We start from the raw sequence: 16,831 nt of genomic DNA, 5'->3' as shown, positions 1-16,831 counted from the left end.
GTAATGGCCGAGATCCGCGTCCAGAATCTGAGAAAGGCGTTCGGCGATTTCGTCGCCGTGCAGGATTCCAACTTCGTCGTCGAGGATGGCGAGTTCTTCGTCATGCTCGGACCGTCAGGCTGCGGCAAGACGACGACATTGCGCATGATCGCCGGGCTTGAGTTACCGACCGGCGGCCAGATCCTGCTTGGCGGCGACGATGTCACCATGCTGCGGGCACGCGAGCGCGACATCGCCTTCGTCTTCCAGCTGTTCGCGCTCTATCCGCACATGAATGTGCGCAAGAACATCGGCTTTCCCCTGCTGGCGCAAGGCATGCCTTCGGCCGAAATCCGCACGCGGGTCGAGGAAACGGCGAAGCTGCTGCGCATCGACCATCTGCTCAACAAATCCGTCTCCGGCCTCGCCGGCGGCGACCGCCAGCGGGTGGCGCTCGGCCGCGCCATCGTGCGGCGGCCAAAATGCTTCCTGATGGACGAGCCGCTGGGAACCCTTGATACCGAATTCCGCGATCTGATGGTCCATGAACTGCGCGAGCTGCACAACCGCATCCGCGCCACGACAGTCTATGTCACGCACGACCAGATGGAAGCGATGTCGATGGCCGACAAGATCGCCGTGATGAACCATGGCGTCATCGAACAGTTCGGCACGCCGCGCGAGATCTACGATCGTCCGGCCACCATGTTCGTCGCCGACTTCATCGGCTCGCCGCCGATGAATTTTTTGGGGTTTGGCGGCGGATTGGCGAAGGGCGCCAGGGAAATCGTCGTGCAAGGTGCCAGGGTCGCGGTGCCGGAAGTGCGCGAGGATATCGCGCCGGCCGACATGGCGCTCGGCATAAGGCCCGAACACATCCGCTTCGACGATGCTTCCAAGCTGCGCGGCGCCATCTACGGCACCGAATATCTCGGCACAACGCAGATCGTCGCGGTGGAGACGGCGGACGGCTTCATCAAGGCACGCGTGCCGGCCGAAATCCGGCTCTCCACTGGCGACCATGTCGGCCTGACGCTGAGCAGCGCACGGCTGTCGCTGTTCGAGAAAGGATCCGGCCGCGCGGTGCGAACCGCGATCCACGATGTCGCCTCTGAGCGGAGGGTCCAGCATGGCTGACGTGCACATCAAGAACGTGACCAAGAGTTTTGGCGACCATGTCGCCGTCGATGGTCTCGACCTGCATATATCAGATGGTGAATTCGTCGTGCTGCTCGGGCCGACCGGGGCCGGCAAGACAACGACGTTGCGGCTGATCGCCGGGCTGGAGCGGCCGGATTCCGGCACGATCGAAATCGGCGGACACAATGCCACGACGCTGTCGCCGGCCGAGCGCGACACCGCCTTCGTCTTCCAGCAATATTCGCTCTATCCGCATCTGTCGGTGTTCGACAATCTCGCCTTCCCGCTGCGCTCGCCGGCGCGGAAAATGCCGGAAGACCAGATCCGCCGCCGGGTCGAGGAGGTGGCGAAAATGGTGCGCATCCATCACAAGCTCGCCAATCGCTCGACCAAGCTTTCGGGCGGCGAAATGCAGCGCGTCGCCATCGGCCGCGCGTTGGTGCGCAAGCCTTCGATCTATCTGATGGACGAGCCGCTGTCGTCGCTCGACGCCAAATTGCGGGCGGATCTCAGGCTCGAGCTGAAGCGCATCCAGACCGAACTCGGCGCCACCATGCTCTACGTCACCCACGACCAGATCGAGGCGATGACGATGGCCGACCGCATCGGCATCCTTGCCGAGGGCGTGCTAGTGCAGATCGGCTCGCCGAGGACAATCTATTCCGAGCCGGCAAACCTGCATGTCGCGGCAAGGCTCGGCCAGCCGGCGATCAATCTTCTGCCGACCGGGCTGCTGCCTGACGGCGGCGCGCCGGCGGGAACCAAGACGATCGGCGCACGTACCGAACATCTGACGATCGCGAAAGCCGCGAATGGCCATGCCGACGGCGTCGTCGACTGGGTCGAGCATCTCGGCGATCAGAACCATTTGCATGTGACGGTAGGCCAAAAGAAACTGGTGACGCTGACCGATCCGGACACGGATCTGGCGCAGGGCGACAGAGTGGTGATCCGCTACCGGTCGCCGCTCTATTTCGGCGCGGATGGACAAAGGCTGATGTGAACGGTTTTCGGTGTGTCCCGCCAGGGGTTCAGCACCGGTTTTTGACTTTGCGAGTACGGGACGAATTCGATGAAGCACTTTTTCAATCGCAGGGAAACGATCGTCACCGAGGCGCTGGACGGCCTGTTGCGGACCATTGGATCAGGCGATCTCGCGCGTCTCGACGGCTATCCCGAGATCAAGGTCATCCTGCGCGCCGACTGGGACAAGACCCGGGTTGCCGTCGTCTCCGGCGGCGGCGCCGGGCACGAACCGTCGCATGCCGGCTTCGTCGGCAAGGGCATGCTGACGGCGGCGGTCTCGGGCGAGATCTTTGCCTCGCCAAGCGTCGAAGCGGTGCTGGCAGCCATCCGCGCGGTCACCGGCCCGGCCGGCTGCCTGCTGATCGTCAAGAACTACACCGGTGACCGTCTCAATTTCGGCCTGGCGGCCGAGAAGGCGCGCGCCGAAGGGTTTCGTGTCGAGATGGTGATCGTCGCCGACGACATCGCACTCCCCGACATTGCCCAGCCACGCGGTGTTGCCGGCACCTTGTTCGTGCACAAGATATCAGGCCACTTGTCGGAGGCCGGCCACGATCTCGCGTCCGTTGCGGCCGCCGCTCGCGCGGCGGCGAAGGACATCGTTTCGCTCGGCATGTCGCTGTCGTCCTGCTCGATCCCCGGCCAGCCGCACGAAGACAGGTTTGGCGAGAACGATGGCGAGCTCGGCCTCGGCATTCATGGCGAGCCGGGCGTCGAGCGGATTGCGGTGCAAAGCGCCGACAGGCTGGTGGCGATCATGGCGGAGCGCCTCGCGGCACGGCTTGATCCCAAGGCCACCTACGCCTTGCTGATCAACAATCTCGGTTCGGTGCCGCCGCTGGAAATGTCTGTTATCGCCAACGCGGTGCTTGCCTCGCCGCTGGCCAAAACCATCAAGCTGACGATCGGCCCGGGCCCGCTGATGACGGCGCTCAACATGAACGGCTTCTCGCTGTCGCTGATCCGGCTGGATGCTGCGCACGAGGCGGCCTTGCTGGCGCCGGTCGGCCCGCATGCCTGGATGCCGGCAAAGCCCGTTGTGCCGCCTGCCGTCGTGCCGATGGCGAAAGCTGCCGGACAGAGCGCGGCACGCAAGCCCAGCCAGGATGCTCGCACCAGGCGTCTTGTCGTTACGATCTGCGAACGGCTGATTACGCTCGAAGCCACTTTGAACGGACTGGACGCCAAGGCGGGCGACGGCGACACCGGTTCGACGGTGGCGACCGGCGCGCGCAGTGTTCTCGAGCGGCTTGATACGCTGCCGCTTGCCGAACCTGCAGCGACCCTTGGCGCGATAGGCGACATTCTGAGCGCGTCGATGGGCGGCTCCAGCGGCGTGCTGCTGTCGATCTTCTTCACGGCGGCGGCGCAAGCTTTGGACAGCGGCGCGAGCTTGGCCAAGGCGCTGCTTGCCGGCCTTGAACGGATGACCTTCTACGGTGGTGCCGGAATTGGTGATCGCACCATGGTCGATGCCCTGGAACCAGCCCTGAAAGCGCTCGATGCCAATGGCCTGGAGGAAGCGGCAACAGAGGCCCGACACGGTGCCGAGGCCACCGCCGCCATGGAGAAGGCGAAAGCCGGGCGGTCCGCCTATGTCGGCAGCAAGCTGCAGGGCGTGGTCGACCCCGGCGCTTATGCGGTGGCCGAGGTTTTCGCGGCGGCGGCCGCAATGCATGAAGCGGCCTGACGCATGCTCCAGTTGTCGAATGAGCGTTCTTTCGATACTGCCGGCGGGGTGGAAACCGGGAATTTATCTGATATGGCGGCGCTGAACCTTGCCAGGCTGATTACAGCCGCCGCGGATGTGATTGCCGCTCACGCCGAAGAGTTGACGGCGCTCGACCAGGCGATCGGCGACGGCGACCACGGGCTGAACATGAAGCGCGGCTTCGAGGCCGTGCGGGCCGAAGCTGAGGCGTTTTCCGCCAAGCCGCTGCCTGAGGCGCTGAAGGTGATCGGCACCAAGCTGGTGATGACGGTGGGTGGCGCTTCCGGTCCGCTGTTCGGCACCCTGTTCCTGACGCTCGGCAAGGAGATTTCGGCGGAGCCCGATCGCGCCAATCTGACCACGGCTTTCGGCAAGGCGATCGAAGCGGTGGCGGCGCGGGGCAAATCGCAAGTCGGGCAGAAGACGATGCTCGACGTGCTGCAGCCGGTGCATGACGCGCTGCTGCACGGAAAGACGGCGCCGGAAATCGCCGATACTGCCGACGCTGCGGCTGCGGCGACCGTGCCGATGAAGGCACTGCGCGGCCGTGCGTCGTTCCTCGGCGACCGTTCGATCGGCCACATGGATCCCGGTGCACGTTCGACCGCGCTGCTGGTGCGGATAGTGGCGCAAACAATCGGGGAAAGCGCATGAGCAATGTCGGCATCGTCATCGTTTCGCATTCGCCGCTGGTTGCCGAGGGCACGGCCGACATGGTGCGGCAGATGGTGGGCGACGAAGTGCCGCTTGCATGGTGCGGCGGAAACGGCCATGGCGGGCTTGGCACCAATGTCGAGGCGATCATGGGTGCCATCGACAAGGCCTGGTCGGAAGCCGGTGTCGCCATCCTGGTCGATCTTGGCGGCGCCGAGACCAACAGCGAAATGGCCGTGGAGATGATCGGCGAGCCACGGTCGCAAAAGATCATCGTCTGCAACGCGCCGATCGTCGAAGGCGCGGTGATGGCGGCGACCGAGGCCTCCGGCGGCGCCTCGCTCAGGGAAGTGGTGGCGACAGCGCATGAATTGTCGCCATCGTGAGTGAACGGGAATTTTAAAAGACATGTCCGCATCCGCCGAAGCGACCGTTGTGATCACCCACGATGTGGGCCTGCACGCGCGTCCTTCGGTGAAGTTCACCAAGCTGGCCAAGACTTTTGCCGCCGAGGTGGAGATAGCGCTTGCGGCCAACGGCCCTTGGTTCGACGCCAAGAGCATCGTCAAGGTGATGGCGACCAAGGCGCCGAAAGGCACGGTGCTGCATATCAGGGCCAGCGGCGACGGCGCCGATGATGCCGTCGACGCGCTGGTCGAGCTGGTGCGGCGCGATTTCGACGAAGGCGCGGACCATGTCCGGACCGCTTAGACTGCAAGGCATTTCGGCCTCGGCCGGCTATGCCGAGGGGCCGCTGTTCGATCTCGACCAGACTGTCCTATCCTATGTCGGCAAAGGAACAGCCGACGAAGAGAAGGCCGCGCTCGAAACCGCAATCGCCATAGCAGCGGGCCGCCTCACCGTTTTGATCGAGATGGCTGTGGGCGATGCCGCCGACATTCTCGAATTCCAGATCGCCATGCTGGGGGATGATGCGCTGAGCAGCCCGGCCTTTACCGCTATTTACGCCGGCCAGCCAGCTGATCAGGCCTGGCGGCAGGCGCTTGACGCTGAAATCGCCGGCTATGATGCTTCCGACCAGGATTATTTCCGCGCACGGGCCGCCGATATCCGCGACATCAGGGACCAGGTGCTGCGGGCGCTGTCCGAGGATGGCGACGTCCAGGCACCAGCCGGCGCCATCTTCTACGGCGAGGACATCGCGCCGACGCGTTTTTTCGAAACCGACTGGAGTTGTGGTGGAGGCATCGCGCTGAAGGCAGGCAGCACGGCGAGCCACGTCGCCATGCTGGCGCGTTCGCGCGGCGTGCCGATGGTTGTCGGGTTGGGTGCTTCGCTGGCTCATCTAGCCGGCACAGCGCTGCTCGACGCCGAACATGGCGGCATCGTGCTGTCACCCTCCAAGGCCGAAATCGACGCCTTTCGCCACTCGTCTTCATCATTCTCGGCGCGCCGCGACCGGGCTGGAACGTTCCTGGCGCGGCCGGCGGTGACCAAGGCCGGCACGGCGGTGCGGGTGCAGGTCAACATCGCCGACCCGTCCGATGTCGACGGCATCGACATCGCCACCTGCGACGGGGTCGGGCTGATGCGCACCGAATTCCTGTTCGGCAAGACGTTGCCGGATGAGGAGACGCAGTATCGCGCCTATCGCAAGGTGCTGGAGTGGGCCGGTGACAAGCCGGTGACGATCCGCACCGTCGATGCCGGCGGCGACAAGCCGGTGCCGGGCTTCACGGTCGCGGAAGGCAATCCGTTCCTCGGCCTGCGCGGGATCAGGCTGTCGCTGGCAAGACCCGAGGTGTTTCGTGTACAGATCCGGGCGCTGCTGCGCGCCGCCGTGCACGGCAGTCTGAAAGTGATGTTTCCGATGATCGCCATTGTGGAGGAATACAGACAGGCAGCGGGGATGTTCGCCGAGGAGCAGGCGGTGCTTGCCACGCGCGGCATCGTGCACAAGATGCCGCCGCTCGGCATCATGGTCGAGGTGCCTTCAGTAGCGATCGCGCCGGAAGCCCTTGCCGAGGCCGCCTTCTTCTCGATCGGCTCCAATGACCTCACCCAGTATGTCATGGCGGCCGCCCGCGACAACGCCGCCGTGGCGCATCTCAATTCGGTCCGTCATCCGGCCGTGCTGCGGCTGATCGCTGCCGTGACCGCGTTTGGCCAGCGGGAAAACATCCCGGTCAGCCTGTGCGGCGATGCAGGCGGCGATCCAGCCTCGATCCCGTCACTGCTCGAGGCCGGCCTGCGCGATCTTTCCGTCGCGCCGGCGCAACTCGCCATGGCCAAGGCGGCCATCGCGGACGTTTCTGTCTAGGCGCGGCTGGCATGGTCGACAGGACACCCGAACCCGGTTCCGAAGAGGCGATCCGCGCCTACAAGACGATCCTGTCGCACGTCATCGACCAGCGCCCATCCGGCATGCGCCAGCGCCTGGCCGATGCGCTCGGCAAACACCGCAGCTTCGTCACGCAGATTTCCAGCCCGGCCTATTCGATCCCGATTCCGTCAAAACATTTGCCGGCTATATTTTCCGTCTGCCATTTCAGCCCTGCCGAGCGCGACCAGTTTCTAGCTGCCTATCACCAGGCGCATCCGGGCAAGATGTCGATCGCATCGGGCATGCGCAAGACGCGGCACGTGTCGCTGATCGTGCCGGATTTCGGCGACGACAAGCAGAATGCCGCGCTCGACAGGGCGGTGAACGATTTTATCCAGAAGATCACCAGCATCACCGGCAAAGGTAGCTGATCCGTTAGAGCGGTTCAATATTTTATGGAATACTATGGAATGACTGAACCGCTCTAACCCTTTGTTTTTACGCAATTCTGCACGGAAAACCGCTACACACTTTTCCTGGAATTGCTTTGGTATGAGGCCTATTTCGGGAGGAGACGGCCGTGAAGAAATTCATGAACTCGGTGGACACGGTGCTGACCGAGAGCCTCGACGGTTTCGTGGCCGCCCATGCCGACATCCTCGTGCTTGGCGACGAGCACAAATTCATCCGCCGCAAGACCTTGCGGCCGGGCAAGGTGGCGCTGATCTCCGGCGGCGGCTCTGGCCACGAGCCGCTGCATGGCGGCTTTGTCGGCCACGGCATGCTGGACGCCGCCTGCCCCGGCCAGGTGTTCACCTCGCCGACGCCGGACCAGATGCTGGCAGCGGCGGAAGCCGTCGACACCGGGGGCGGCTGCCTGTTCATCGTCAAGAACTATGAGGGCGACGTGATGAACTTCGACATGGCGGCCGAGATGTCGGAAGGCGTCCAGCAGATTGTGACCAATGACGATGTCGCCGTCGAGAATTCTTCTTATACGACGGGCCGGCGCGGTGTCGCCGGCACGCTGGTGGTGGAGAAAATCGTCGGCGCGGCGGCAGAACATGGCCTGGCGCTGGCGCCGTTGAAGGCACTGGGCGACCGCGTCAACACGGCTACCCGCTCGATGGGCGTGGCGCTGACCAGTTGCACCGTGCCGGCGGCGGGCAAGCCGACTTTCGATATCGGCGACGGCGAGATGGAATTTGGCGTCGGCATCCATGGCGAGCCCGGGCGCCGGCGCGACACGTTGAAAAGCGCCGATGCTATCGCGCAGGAGATCTGCGCCGCGATCCTGGGCGATCTCGGCGACAAGGCAAGAGGCCCGGCGCTGCTGTTCGTCAACGGCTTCGGCGGCACGCCGCTGATGGAACTTTATCTGATGTACAACAGCGCGCGGGCGATTTTCAAGACGCACGGCGTGACGGTGACCCGCTCGCTGGTCGGCTCCTATGTCACCTCGCTCGACATGGCCGGCTGCTCGATCACGCTCACCATGCTCGACGACGAGTCGACCGCATTCTGGGACGCGCCGGTGCACACCGCGGCGCTGCGCTGGGGCATGTAGAGCTGGCTTCCACCCGGCTTTTCTGCAACCATCCCAGACAATCCCTTATCCAAAACATTTGTCCGGGTTGATGCTGCCATCTCTCACCTCTGCAGAAGAAAAGCTGCTGCTGCGCTATGCCGATCCGGAGGCGGCAGCAGTCGGGGAGGATCTGTCGGCAAAGACTTTGTCGGCGCTGCTCGACAATGCCGAATTCCACGGCATCCTGCCGATCATGCTGCGCAAGCTGCAAGAGCGCGGCGACGCGCAGCTGCCACCGGATCAGGGGCTGCGGGACAGACTGGAGGATCTGCGCCAGAAGGCGACTATCGCCACCGGCCAGTCGATGCTGCTGCAGTACCATGGCGACCGCATCATGAAGGGACTGGCGGCGGACAATGTTCCAGCGCGGATCGTCAAGGGGCCGGTCTTCGCGCGAAAGCTCTACCGCAACGCCGCCGACAGGCCGTTCACGGACATCGACATCCTTGTCGAGCCCGCCAATCTGGCGCGGGCAAACCAGGTGATCGCGGCATGCGGCTTCGAGCTTGGCAGCAACGAGGCCGAATCCTACGAACTGCAGGAATTCAAATGGCTCGAGAAGGAGAATTCGAGCCTGCTGGTCGAACTGCATGGCGACCTCGTGCATGACACCGGCATGCGGCGGCGCCTGTCGCTGGGGTTCCAGGAATTGCGAGCCATCGACGGCGAAGCGACAGACACGCCGGCAGCTCTTTTGACGATCGCCATCGTGCATGCCGCCGGCGGCCACAAATTCCACCGATTGCAGCTTTGCGTCGACGTGCTGCAAGGGGTGCGGGCGCTGCAGTCGCCCGAAGCGGAAACACGCTTGTTCGACGCTGCCCGCATGACCGGCATCGAGCTCGAACTGGCTGTTGTGCTCAATGTGACTGGCCAGTTGTTCGACGAGAGACGCGCGCTTGAACTCGCCGGCCGCATCAAGCCCGATCTCTCGATACGGCTGGCCAGACGATTGATCACCACCAACACGCTGCTTAACGTCAATTCCAGGGACAAGCTTGGTTCGCGCCTGCGCCGCGACGCCTTCCGCTGGATCCAAAGATTGGCCAAGGCCAAGTCATATCACCACTAGCACCCGATGCCATCGGGCCACATCCTAGAGCGGAGAGTGCCGCAGGCGCGAACCGCATGAGCGCGTGTGCACTTCAGGTGGGAAAGTGATGGCGCCTTGGCATGGCCGCTCTGAATCTTTAGAATTCATTCGGAGGCACACAACGAAGGATTGAGGGACTTGGTCGATCTCAGCACCCACATTGCGAATGCTGCGCGTGATCGTAGTTTCCCGCGAGTCGTCGCGGTCCTTACAACAAGGAACGAAGAACGGTTCATCGCCGGATGTCTTGAGAACCTCTTTCGTCAAGGCGTGCAGGTCTACGTCTGCGACAATCAGTCAACGGACCGGACGCTTGAGATTGCCCGGCGCTACAGCGGAGCCGGATTGATAGGATTCGAAAGCATCCCGTATAGCGGCTGGTATTGCTGGGAGCACCTTCTTCGCCGCAAAGAGGAACTATTTCAGTCGCTCGAAGCAGACTGGTTCATGCATCTTGACGCTGACGAGATCCATCTTCCGCCGACTTCGCACTCATCGTTGGTCTCCGCCATTGCGGCAGCCGACGCACTCGGCTGCAACGCGATCGAGTTTTCCGAGTTCACGTTCATTCCTACCAGGGAAGCCCCCAATCACGACAATCCCAATTATCAATACACGCTGCGTACCTACTACCCGTTCCGGCCGGCCTCCCCACACTGCGTCCGTGCGTACAAGAAACAGGACGGCCCCATGGAGATTGCGTGGTCAGGCGGCCATCGCGTACGCTTCGCGGGTCCGGTGAGGCTCTACCCCGAGCGTTTTCGCATGAAGCATTATCTGTTCCTGAGCGCAGAGCACGCCGCAAGCAAGTATGCCGGCCGCCGGTACCTGAGCGAGGAGGTCATTGGTCTTGGTTGGCACGGATGGCGACCCCGCTTGCGATCAGAGGATATACGGCTACCGGACGCTACCCAGGTGCGCGCCACCGCGACGGACGACGATCTGGACGAGGCCAATCCATGGTCGGCGCACTGGCTTGAGCGATACGCCTCGTGAGCGATGTAAACCTCCCCCGCATCCTCGCGATAGCGGACCGACCTGGCTGGGCGATCGATCGCAAGACCCAAAATCTCCGGCGCGTGCTGGAAAGAAGGTTCGAGATCGTCCAACGATTTCAGCATGATGTGACTGAGTCCGACGTGAACGCGGCGGACATCGTGCTCATCTTCTATTGGCTCCAATTCGCCAAGCTGGCCCTGCCGGAATCGGTCTTCGCCCGGCGGTCTGACAGGCTGGTTATCGGGATCTGTGGCCACAGAGAGCTGGAGGGCGAGTTCCGCGAGCCCGGGCTCGCTACCCTGCGCCGGCTGGCACGCGCTGTCTTTGTCAATAATCGGCGGCTCGAGCACGAATACCGCCCACTACTGCGTGTTCCGGTTCACTACACGCCCAATGGGGTCGACACGACATTCTTTTGCCCCTCGCAAGAGCCACAACCCTATTCTGGCGAACTCCGCGTCGGATGGGCGGGAAGTCTCAGCAACCATGGTCCGGCACATCGCGGCCTCCACGAAGTCATCGAGCCCGCGGTCGCTGCCGTGCCGGGCGTGCGACTACTGACTGCGATTCGGGAGCAACGCTGGCGTAACGCTGACGAGATGCTCGACTTCTATCGGGATCTCGACGTTTATGTCTGCGCCAGTCGCAGCGAAGGCGGTCCCAATCCTTGCTTGGAGGCGGCGGCGTGCGGTGTCCCCTTGGTGACGACCCGTGTCGGAGCCATGCCCGAGCTGATTCGGGATGGCGACAACGGGCTGTTCTTCGATGGAACTGCGGAGGGGCTTGCTAACAAGCTCGCTTTGTTGCGGGACACGCCATCGCTCCGGTCGCGGATGGCTGCCCGCATGATCGAGACGATCCGAGAATGGGATTGGGGCGTTCTGGCCGAGAACTACGCGCACATGTTTGCCTCGTTGCTTACTGCAGACGAGCGGTCGGGCCTGTGAGATGAGCGACTTCAGATCTGCCCTGCCAAACCTGACCTTTGTAGCGCCATTCTAGATTTCCCGGCCCCTTGCTCTTCCATACCTCGCTCAGCAAGGATGACGAGGCGGCGCTGCGCGTAAACCGTTGTTTTTTGTGCAAAACTACGAAGAAGAAGCACTCCGAAGAATACGTTGCTCTCTGCTCCCTTGGGAATTGCTTCAAAACAAGGAACAGCGACCGCACGTTGCCTGACAGGGTGTTCAGTCCGGTGTCGTCAGAGCTGCGCGGATCGGCGCCGCGGCGTCGGCCGGGCGCGCACCCACCTCCAGGCGGAAGGTCGGCACCGAATTGACCAGCCCGGCGATGGTCGCCAGCCGGCGTTTCTGCATCGGCAGCAGCCCGGTCATGCCGGTACGGACATTGTCCACGGCCAGCGCCACCATCGCGTCAGTGCCGGCCATGGCGACGAGCCGGGTCTGGCTGTCGGCGGAGCGCGCAAGGTGCAGAAGCGCCGCCACCGGACGAGCGGACGCGTTTTCGACCCGCACGATCCCTGCCAGCCTTTCAAGCGAGACCGGCTGCTCGCCGTTGCGATCCCACGTCTGGCCAAGGCATGGCGCCACCTGCGGGATCATCTGCGCAGTCTTCTGATGGATCTTGACGGCGCGCGGCAAACCCCAGGCCACGACCTTGCCCGACGCGACATTGACGATCATGGCGTCGTCGGAGCAGAGGCCAAAGCCTTGCGTTGCCAGCGCCAGCGACGTCGTGGTCTTGCCGGTGCCGCTCGGGGCATGGATCAGCACGACCGCATCGTGGTCAGGCAGGGTCAGCCCGGCCGTGTGCAGCATATGCTGGCCACCGGCGTCGAGCGCGGCGTCGAGGACCAGCATCGACGGCGTCCAGGCGGCTTTCGTACCGGGGCGAATCCGGAGTTCGGCCCAACCCTCCCCGCCATTGATCGCAACGGTCTGACGCCCAGGAAAGACCAGATGGATGGTGCCGCCGTCCTCGATCATCCGGCAGGAGCCATCCTCCGGCACCTCGCCATCGAAGACGAGCAATCCGTGGGGTGTCTCATCCAGGGTCTCTGTTTCTGTGATCCCAAGACGAAAGCCCGGCTCGACCGGTTCCGCGATACGCAAGCCGGCGAGCATCCTGTCGAAATCCTGCCACAACGCAGGGCGCTCGGCTGATATGCCGAGGATCTGGCCGTTGAGGCCATAGCACGCTGAAGGTCTGGTCAAGCGGGACGCACCTTTGTGGCATCGGCATGGTGACGGTAGATCTCGACCATGCCGGGAAGGCTGTCGCTGACCACCGGCCTGCCGTCGAGGCAGACCCAGCAATGCGCCGACATGCGTGGCGCCTGCATCGACTTCGGATCGACGCCGAAGCGCAGGTCCGGATCGAAGCCGGCAAGGCGCAGGAAACGATGGCCGAGCAGGCCCTCTCTCAGGCACCGGCGGTCGCGCATCAGCCAGGGATGGCGCACGGTGCGGTTGACGCTGGCTACGATGTAGGCGGACGGCAAGCCGCGATAGGGCATCGACGAGGCGAGCGGCGCCCATTTGAGCAGGTCCTCGAAGCTGCGGTTGGCGACCATGACCGGCATCAGCCGCGCGTTCGCCCAGAGATGGCAGCGAAACAAAGCGCGCAGAAGAGGACCGTCGGCCATCAGGCGGTACCTTCAGCCATCAAGCACCTTTACACATCAAGCAGCTGGCGCAGCGAGGATACCTTCCGAGACCAGATCCGTGGCCAGTGCCGCGATGTCCTGGTCGAGCGTCCCCTTGTCGACCTCGAACTCCTCGCAAAGCAGGTCGACGATCTGGTCGAGGTTGCGCGCGCCGTCCACCTTGTCGAGAAAGGCTTCGGTCGTGCCGTTGCATGTGTAAAGCTGGCCGCTGCGCGCCAAAAGCACGACGGCGCCATCGCCGACATGCTGGACCGAAGCGTCTTCCGCCAGCCGCAGAACCGTTCCAGAGGCAATTTCCATCACGAACCCACCAAGCCATGCAAAACCCGGAATTCAGATAGCGCGGCGAGGGAACGCTGTCTATCAGCCGATTATGGAGACCGGCGAGCGGGCTCGTGCGGCGATGCGTTCCGATAGGCCCTCGTCCCGGTCGCGAAAAGTGGCACGGCTGCCTTCTCCGGCCGGAATCGTCCCAGAAATAGTCGTCAACGCGAGGCAACAAGCAACGCACCTGTCGGCAGGGGGCGTTGCATTTCTTCCCTAGAGTAAGGTAAAACCTGTTTGGGTCTTGGGGATATAGCGTATGCGTTACAATTGGGAACGGGCTCCGACGAGCTTCGAACGTCACAGAAAAGCGCTGGCGACAGCTATTTTGATCGCTGGCGGCATTGGCCTCATGCTTGTGGCCTTGCCGATCTAGAGCAATCGACAATAATCGACAGGGACAGCTTTCGGCCGTGGCGTTGTCAACGCGGCTGGCCGGTCACGGCAAGGAAGCGGCGGTCGCGCCCCTCGAAACCCTGGCTGAAACGCTGCACCAGCACGACAATCACCGCCGGCTTGCCGGCCGGGGTGAATTCGTAGGATTCCGACAGGCTGTAGGAGGTCGGGCAGCTTCTCGATCCCGGCACGGTCTTGTCCTCGTTCAGGATCTTGAACGGCTTGCCGTCCTGCCCTTGCAGCGTCAGCCGGAAGCCGAGCGCCTTGCCGGCCTTTTCACCCTGAAGTGCCTGGTCGCCTTGCTGCGTCGCATCGAAACTCGCCGAACAATCGCTCGTGCTGGCTGCCAGGATCTGGTCGAGCTGGATGGTCGAAATGCCTGTTTCATCAAAGAGCGCCGACAGCCATTTCTGCGACACCTGTTCGAGGCGGGAAATGTCGTTGTAGGCAACCATTTCACCCGGAAAGGTGAATTTGTCGGACGCGGTCTGCTCGCCCTGTGATGCGATGGCATATCTGGCGAGAACGGGCGCCGCCTGCGCGGCGGCCTGCGCCCTTGCCTGCTCCAGCGTCAGTGTCGCCTCCTCCGTTTCGTCGACGACGAGGATCGGCTTGCCGCCGACAAATTCATCGGTGCGTGTGTCGATGACGTCGATCTCAGACCAGCCGGAGTCCGAGGCGCCGGCGTCGAGCGTTCCATATTGCTCGAAGGCGAAATAGGCGCCATCGGGCGAAAAGCCGATGATACGCCGTGCCGCCGCATCGCCAGCCTGAGCGGTTCCAGCGGAGATCGTAAGTGCCGCGCCCATGACCGACGGGAGCGCAAAGCGCCCGATGATCCGCACAGCAGCAAACATCGCCACTCCAATCCCGTATCGCAATTTCATAGCTGCTTGCCCCCAAGCGCCAGGTCGATGTCATCCAGCACAATGGCGTCTATTTGCGGCCAAGGTTAGAGCGCGCTATCTGGAGGGAAGAAAATCATTCCTGGGGAGGAGGAGCCAGATGGCTTCACGCTATCACGAGGTCTATGACGGCTGGAAACGCGATCCGGAACAATTCTGGGCGGATGCGGCCGGCGCCATCGACTGGTATTCGCCCTGGGACAAAGTGTTCGATGCCACGGCCGGTGTCTATGGCCGCTGGTTTACCGGCGCTACCTGCAACACCTGCTACAATGCCGTCGACCGCCACGTCGCCGGCGGGCGCGCCGACCAGATCGCGCTGATCCACGACAGCGCCATCACCGGAACAGTCAGGAAATTCACCTATGCCGAGCTGAAGCGCGAGGTCGTCGCGCTCACCTCCGTGCTGAAGAACCGCGGCATTCGCAAGGGCGACCGCGTCATCATCTACATGCCGATGGTGGCCGAGGCGGCCATTGCCATGCTGGCCTGCGCCCGCATCGGCGCGGTGCATTCCGTGGTCTTCGGCGGCTTTGCCTCGCATGAACTTGCCACCCGCATCGACGATGCCAGGCCGAAGCTGATCATTTCCGCGTCCTGCGGCCTGGAGCCGGGCCGCGTCGTCGCCTACAAACCGCTGCTCGACAAGGCGATCGAGATCTCCCGCCACAAGCCGGACGCTTGCCTGATCCTGCAGCGCGACCAGTTGCGCTGCGAGCTGAGGGAGCATTTCGACATCGATTACGCCGATGCCGTCGCCCGCGAACGGGCAGCCGGCGCCAATGTCGACTGCGTGCCGGTGCTTGCCACCGACCCGCTCTACATCATCTACACATCGGGCACGACCGGCCAACCCAAGGGCATCGTGCGCGACAATGGCGGCCACATGGTTGCGCTGAAATGGACGATGGAAAACGAGTTCGGCGTCAAGCCGGGCGAGGTGTTCTGGGCGGCATCCGATGTCGGCTGGGTGGTCGGCCATTCCTACATCGTCTACGGGCCGCTGCTGCATGGCTGCACCAGCATCCTGTTCGAGGGCAAGCCTGTCGGCACGCCCGATGCCGGCACCTACTGGCGGGTGATATCGGAGCATGGCGTCGTCGCACTTTTCACCGCGCCGACCGCGTTCCGCGCCATCAAGGGGCAGGACCCGAAAGGCGAGTTCGTTGCGAAATACGATCTGTCGAAATTCCGCACGCTGTTCCTGGCCGGCGAGCGCGCCGACCCGGAAACCATCAAATGGGCGGAGCAGAAGCTCAACGTGCCGGTGGTCGACCATTGGTGGCAGACCGAGACCGGCTCGCCGATGACGATCAATCCCGCCGGCCTTGGCCTGCTGCCGGTGAAGTACGGCTCGCCCGGCGTGCCAATGCCCGGCTACGATATCCGCGTGCTCGACGATGCAGGCCACGAAGTGCCCCGCGGCACACTGGGCAATGTGGTGGTCAAGCTGCCGCTGCCCGCCGGCTGCCTGCCGACGCTGTGGAACGCCGATCAACGGTTCCGCCAAGCCTATCTCGACGAGTTCCCCGGCTTCTACAAGACGGCGGATGCCGGCATGGTCGACGAGGACGGCTATCTCTATGTCATGGCCCGCACCGACGACATCATCAATGTCGCCGGCCACCGGCTGTCGACCGGCGCCATGGAGGAGGTGCTTTCCGCCCATCCCGATGTCGCCGAATGCGCGGTCATCGGCATTGCCGACGCCATGAAAGGGCAGGTTCCGCTTGGCTTCGTGGTGCTGAATGCGGGTGTAACGCGCGAAATCGGCCTCATCGAGAGCGAAGTGGTCGGCCTCGTGCGCGAACGCATCGGCCCGGTCGCCGCCTTCAAGACGGTGGTGACGATCAAACGCCTGCCCAAGACGCGGTCGGGCAAGATCCTGCGCGGCACCATGCAGAAGATCGCCGACAAGGAAGAATGGGCCATGCCGGCGACGATCGACGATCCGATCATCCTCGACGAGATCACCGCCGCCCTGAAGGAGCGCGGAATCGGCCTTTGAGCCGCTGAAGGCGGTTGGCTTGCCGAGGCGGCTTTTCGGATCGACTAGCAATCTTTTATTGTGCAACGCAGCAATGCACCCTACAGTCTTTCGCGGGG

17 protein-coding genes are annotated in these 16,831 nt (G+C 63.4%); 13 read left to right on the top strand and 4 right to left on the bottom strand.

Going from position 1 to position 16,831, the window contains the following annotated elements; translation table 11 throughout:
• The first annotated feature begins 3 nt into the window (after nucleotides 1–3).
• From FCU66_RS17530 to FCU66_RS17475, 12 genes are all read left to right on the top strand, one after another.
• Nucleotides 4–1,116 (top strand): ABC transporter ATP-binding protein, encoded by a 1,113-nt coding sequence (locus tag FCU66_RS17530; protein ID WP_136617455.1) that lies wholly within the window; start codon nucleotides 4–6, stop codon nucleotides 1,114–1,116.
• Nucleotides 1,109–2,122: an ABC transporter ATP-binding protein gene (locus tag FCU66_RS17525; protein WP_136617456.1), complete on the top strand. Its 1,014-nt coding sequence runs from the start codon at nucleotides 1,109–1,111 to the stop codon at nucleotides 2,120–2,122. Before FCU66_RS17530 ends, FCU66_RS17525 begins: the two co-directional genes overlap by 8 nt.
• 69 nt (nucleotides 2,123–2,191) lie before the next feature.
• Complete coding sequence (locus tag FCU66_RS17520) at nucleotides 2,192–3,835, top strand: dihydroxyacetone kinase subunit DhaK (RefSeq protein ID WP_136617457.1); 1,644 nt, start codon at nucleotides 2,192–2,194, stop codon at nucleotides 3,833–3,835.
• 72 nt (nucleotides 3,836–3,907) lie between these two features.
• Nucleotides 3,908–4,510, top strand: coding sequence for a dihydroxyacetone kinase subunit DhaL (dhaL, locus tag FCU66_RS17515; protein WP_136617458.1), 603 nt, complete (start codon nucleotides 3,908–3,910; stop codon nucleotides 4,508–4,510).
• The gene (gene dhaM, locus FCU66_RS17510) at nucleotides 4,507–4,896 is read left to right on the top strand and encodes a dihydroxyacetone kinase phosphoryl donor subunit DhaM (RefSeq protein ID WP_127380390.1); all 390 of its coding nucleotides are present in this window, start codon (nucleotides 4,507–4,509) and stop codon (nucleotides 4,894–4,896) included. Before dhaL ends, dhaM begins: the two co-directional genes overlap by 4 nt.
• Before the next feature lie 22 nt (nucleotides 4,897–4,918).
• A complete protein-coding gene (locus FCU66_RS17505) occupies nucleotides 4,919–5,221 on the top strand; it encodes an HPr family phosphocarrier protein (protein ID WP_136617459.1) in 303 nt (100 codons plus the stop codon).
• Complete coding sequence (gene ptsP / locus FCU66_RS17500; protein WP_136617460.1) at nucleotides 5,205–6,791, top strand: phosphoenolpyruvate--protein phosphotransferase; 1,587 nt, start codon at nucleotides 5,205–5,207, stop codon at nucleotides 6,789–6,791. The genes FCU66_RS17505 and ptsP overlap by 17 nt, the downstream gene beginning before the upstream one ends.
• A gap of 11 nt (nucleotides 6,792–6,802) precedes the next feature.
• A complete protein-coding gene (locus tag FCU66_RS17495) occupies nucleotides 6,803–7,225 on the top strand; it encodes a hypothetical protein (RefSeq protein ID WP_136617461.1) in 423 nt (140 codons plus the stop codon).
• Between the two features lie 149 nt (nucleotides 7,226–7,374).
• The gene (gene dhaK, locus FCU66_RS17490) at nucleotides 7,375–8,361 is read left to right on the top strand and encodes a dihydroxyacetone kinase subunit DhaK (protein ID WP_136617462.1); all 987 of its coding nucleotides are present in this window, start codon (nucleotides 7,375–7,377) and stop codon (nucleotides 8,359–8,361) included.
• A gap of 70 nt (nucleotides 8,362–8,431) precedes the next feature.
• Entirely contained in the window at nucleotides 8,432–9,454 is a 1,023-nt protein-coding gene (locus FCU66_RS17485; RefSeq protein ID WP_136617463.1) for a nucleotidyltransferase family protein, read from the top strand.
• A gap of 159 nt (nucleotides 9,455–9,613) precedes the next feature.
• Nucleotides 9,614–10,471 carry a glycosyltransferase gene (locus FCU66_RS17480; RefSeq protein ID WP_246093935.1) on the top strand — a complete coding sequence of 286 codons (858 nt, stop codon included), beginning with the start codon at nucleotides 9,614–9,616 and terminating at the stop codon, nucleotides 10,469–10,471.
• Nucleotides 10,468–11,421, top strand: a complete 954-nt coding sequence (locus FCU66_RS17475; protein WP_136617465.1) for a glycosyltransferase family 4 protein — start codon at nucleotides 10,468–10,470, stop codon at nucleotides 11,419–11,421. The genes FCU66_RS17480 and FCU66_RS17475 overlap by 4 nt, the downstream gene beginning before the upstream one ends.
• A gap of 240 nt (nucleotides 11,422–11,661) precedes the next feature.
• Here FCU66_RS17475 and FCU66_RS17470 read toward each other — a convergent pair whose 3' ends face one another.
• The 4 genes from FCU66_RS17470 to FCU66_RS17455 all read right to left on the bottom strand — a co-directional run bounded on the left by FCU66_RS17470 (nucleotide 11,662) and on the right by FCU66_RS17455 (nucleotide 14,677).
• Complete coding sequence (locus tag FCU66_RS17470) at nucleotides 11,662–12,648, bottom strand: phosphoenolpyruvate carboxykinase (ATP) (RefSeq protein ID WP_136617466.1); 987 nt, start codon at nucleotides 12,646–12,648, stop codon at nucleotides 11,662–11,664.
• Nucleotides 12,645–13,079 carry a lasso peptide biosynthesis B2 protein gene (locus tag FCU66_RS17465; protein ID WP_136617467.1) on the bottom strand — a complete coding sequence of 145 codons (435 nt, stop codon included), beginning with the start codon at nucleotides 13,077–13,079 and terminating at the stop codon, nucleotides 12,645–12,647. Before FCU66_RS17465 ends, FCU66_RS17470 begins: the two co-directional genes overlap by 4 nt.
• Nucleotides 13,080–13,115: 36 nt before the next feature.
• On the bottom strand, nucleotides 13,116–13,400 hold the full coding sequence (locus tag FCU66_RS17460; RefSeq protein WP_136617468.1) for a PqqD family protein: 285 nt from the start codon (nucleotides 13,398–13,400) through the stop codon (nucleotides 13,116–13,118).
• Nucleotides 13,401–13,846: 446 nt separating this feature from the next.
• Nucleotides 13,847–14,677: a DUF2259 domain-containing protein gene (locus FCU66_RS17455; RefSeq protein WP_246093934.1), complete on the bottom strand. Its 831-nt coding sequence runs from the start codon at nucleotides 14,675–14,677 to the stop codon at nucleotides 13,847–13,849.
• Nucleotides 14,678–14,825: 148 nt separating this feature from the next.
• Between FCU66_RS17455 and FCU66_RS17450 the strand changes: the two genes are divergently transcribed.
• Complete coding sequence (locus FCU66_RS17450) at nucleotides 14,826–16,733, top strand: propionyl-CoA synthetase (RefSeq protein WP_136617469.1); 1,908 nt, start codon at nucleotides 14,826–14,828, stop codon at nucleotides 16,731–16,733.
• The last annotated feature ends 98 nt before the right edge of the window (nucleotides 16,734–16,831 follow it).

The sequence above is a fragment of the Mesorhizobium norvegicum genome, assembly GCF_004919685.1.
GTDB classification, from domain to species: domain Bacteria; phylum Pseudomonadota; class Alphaproteobacteria; order Rhizobiales; family Rhizobiaceae; genus Mesorhizobium; species Mesorhizobium norvegicum.
This window is presented reverse-complemented; position numbering and strand designations above follow the sequence as displayed.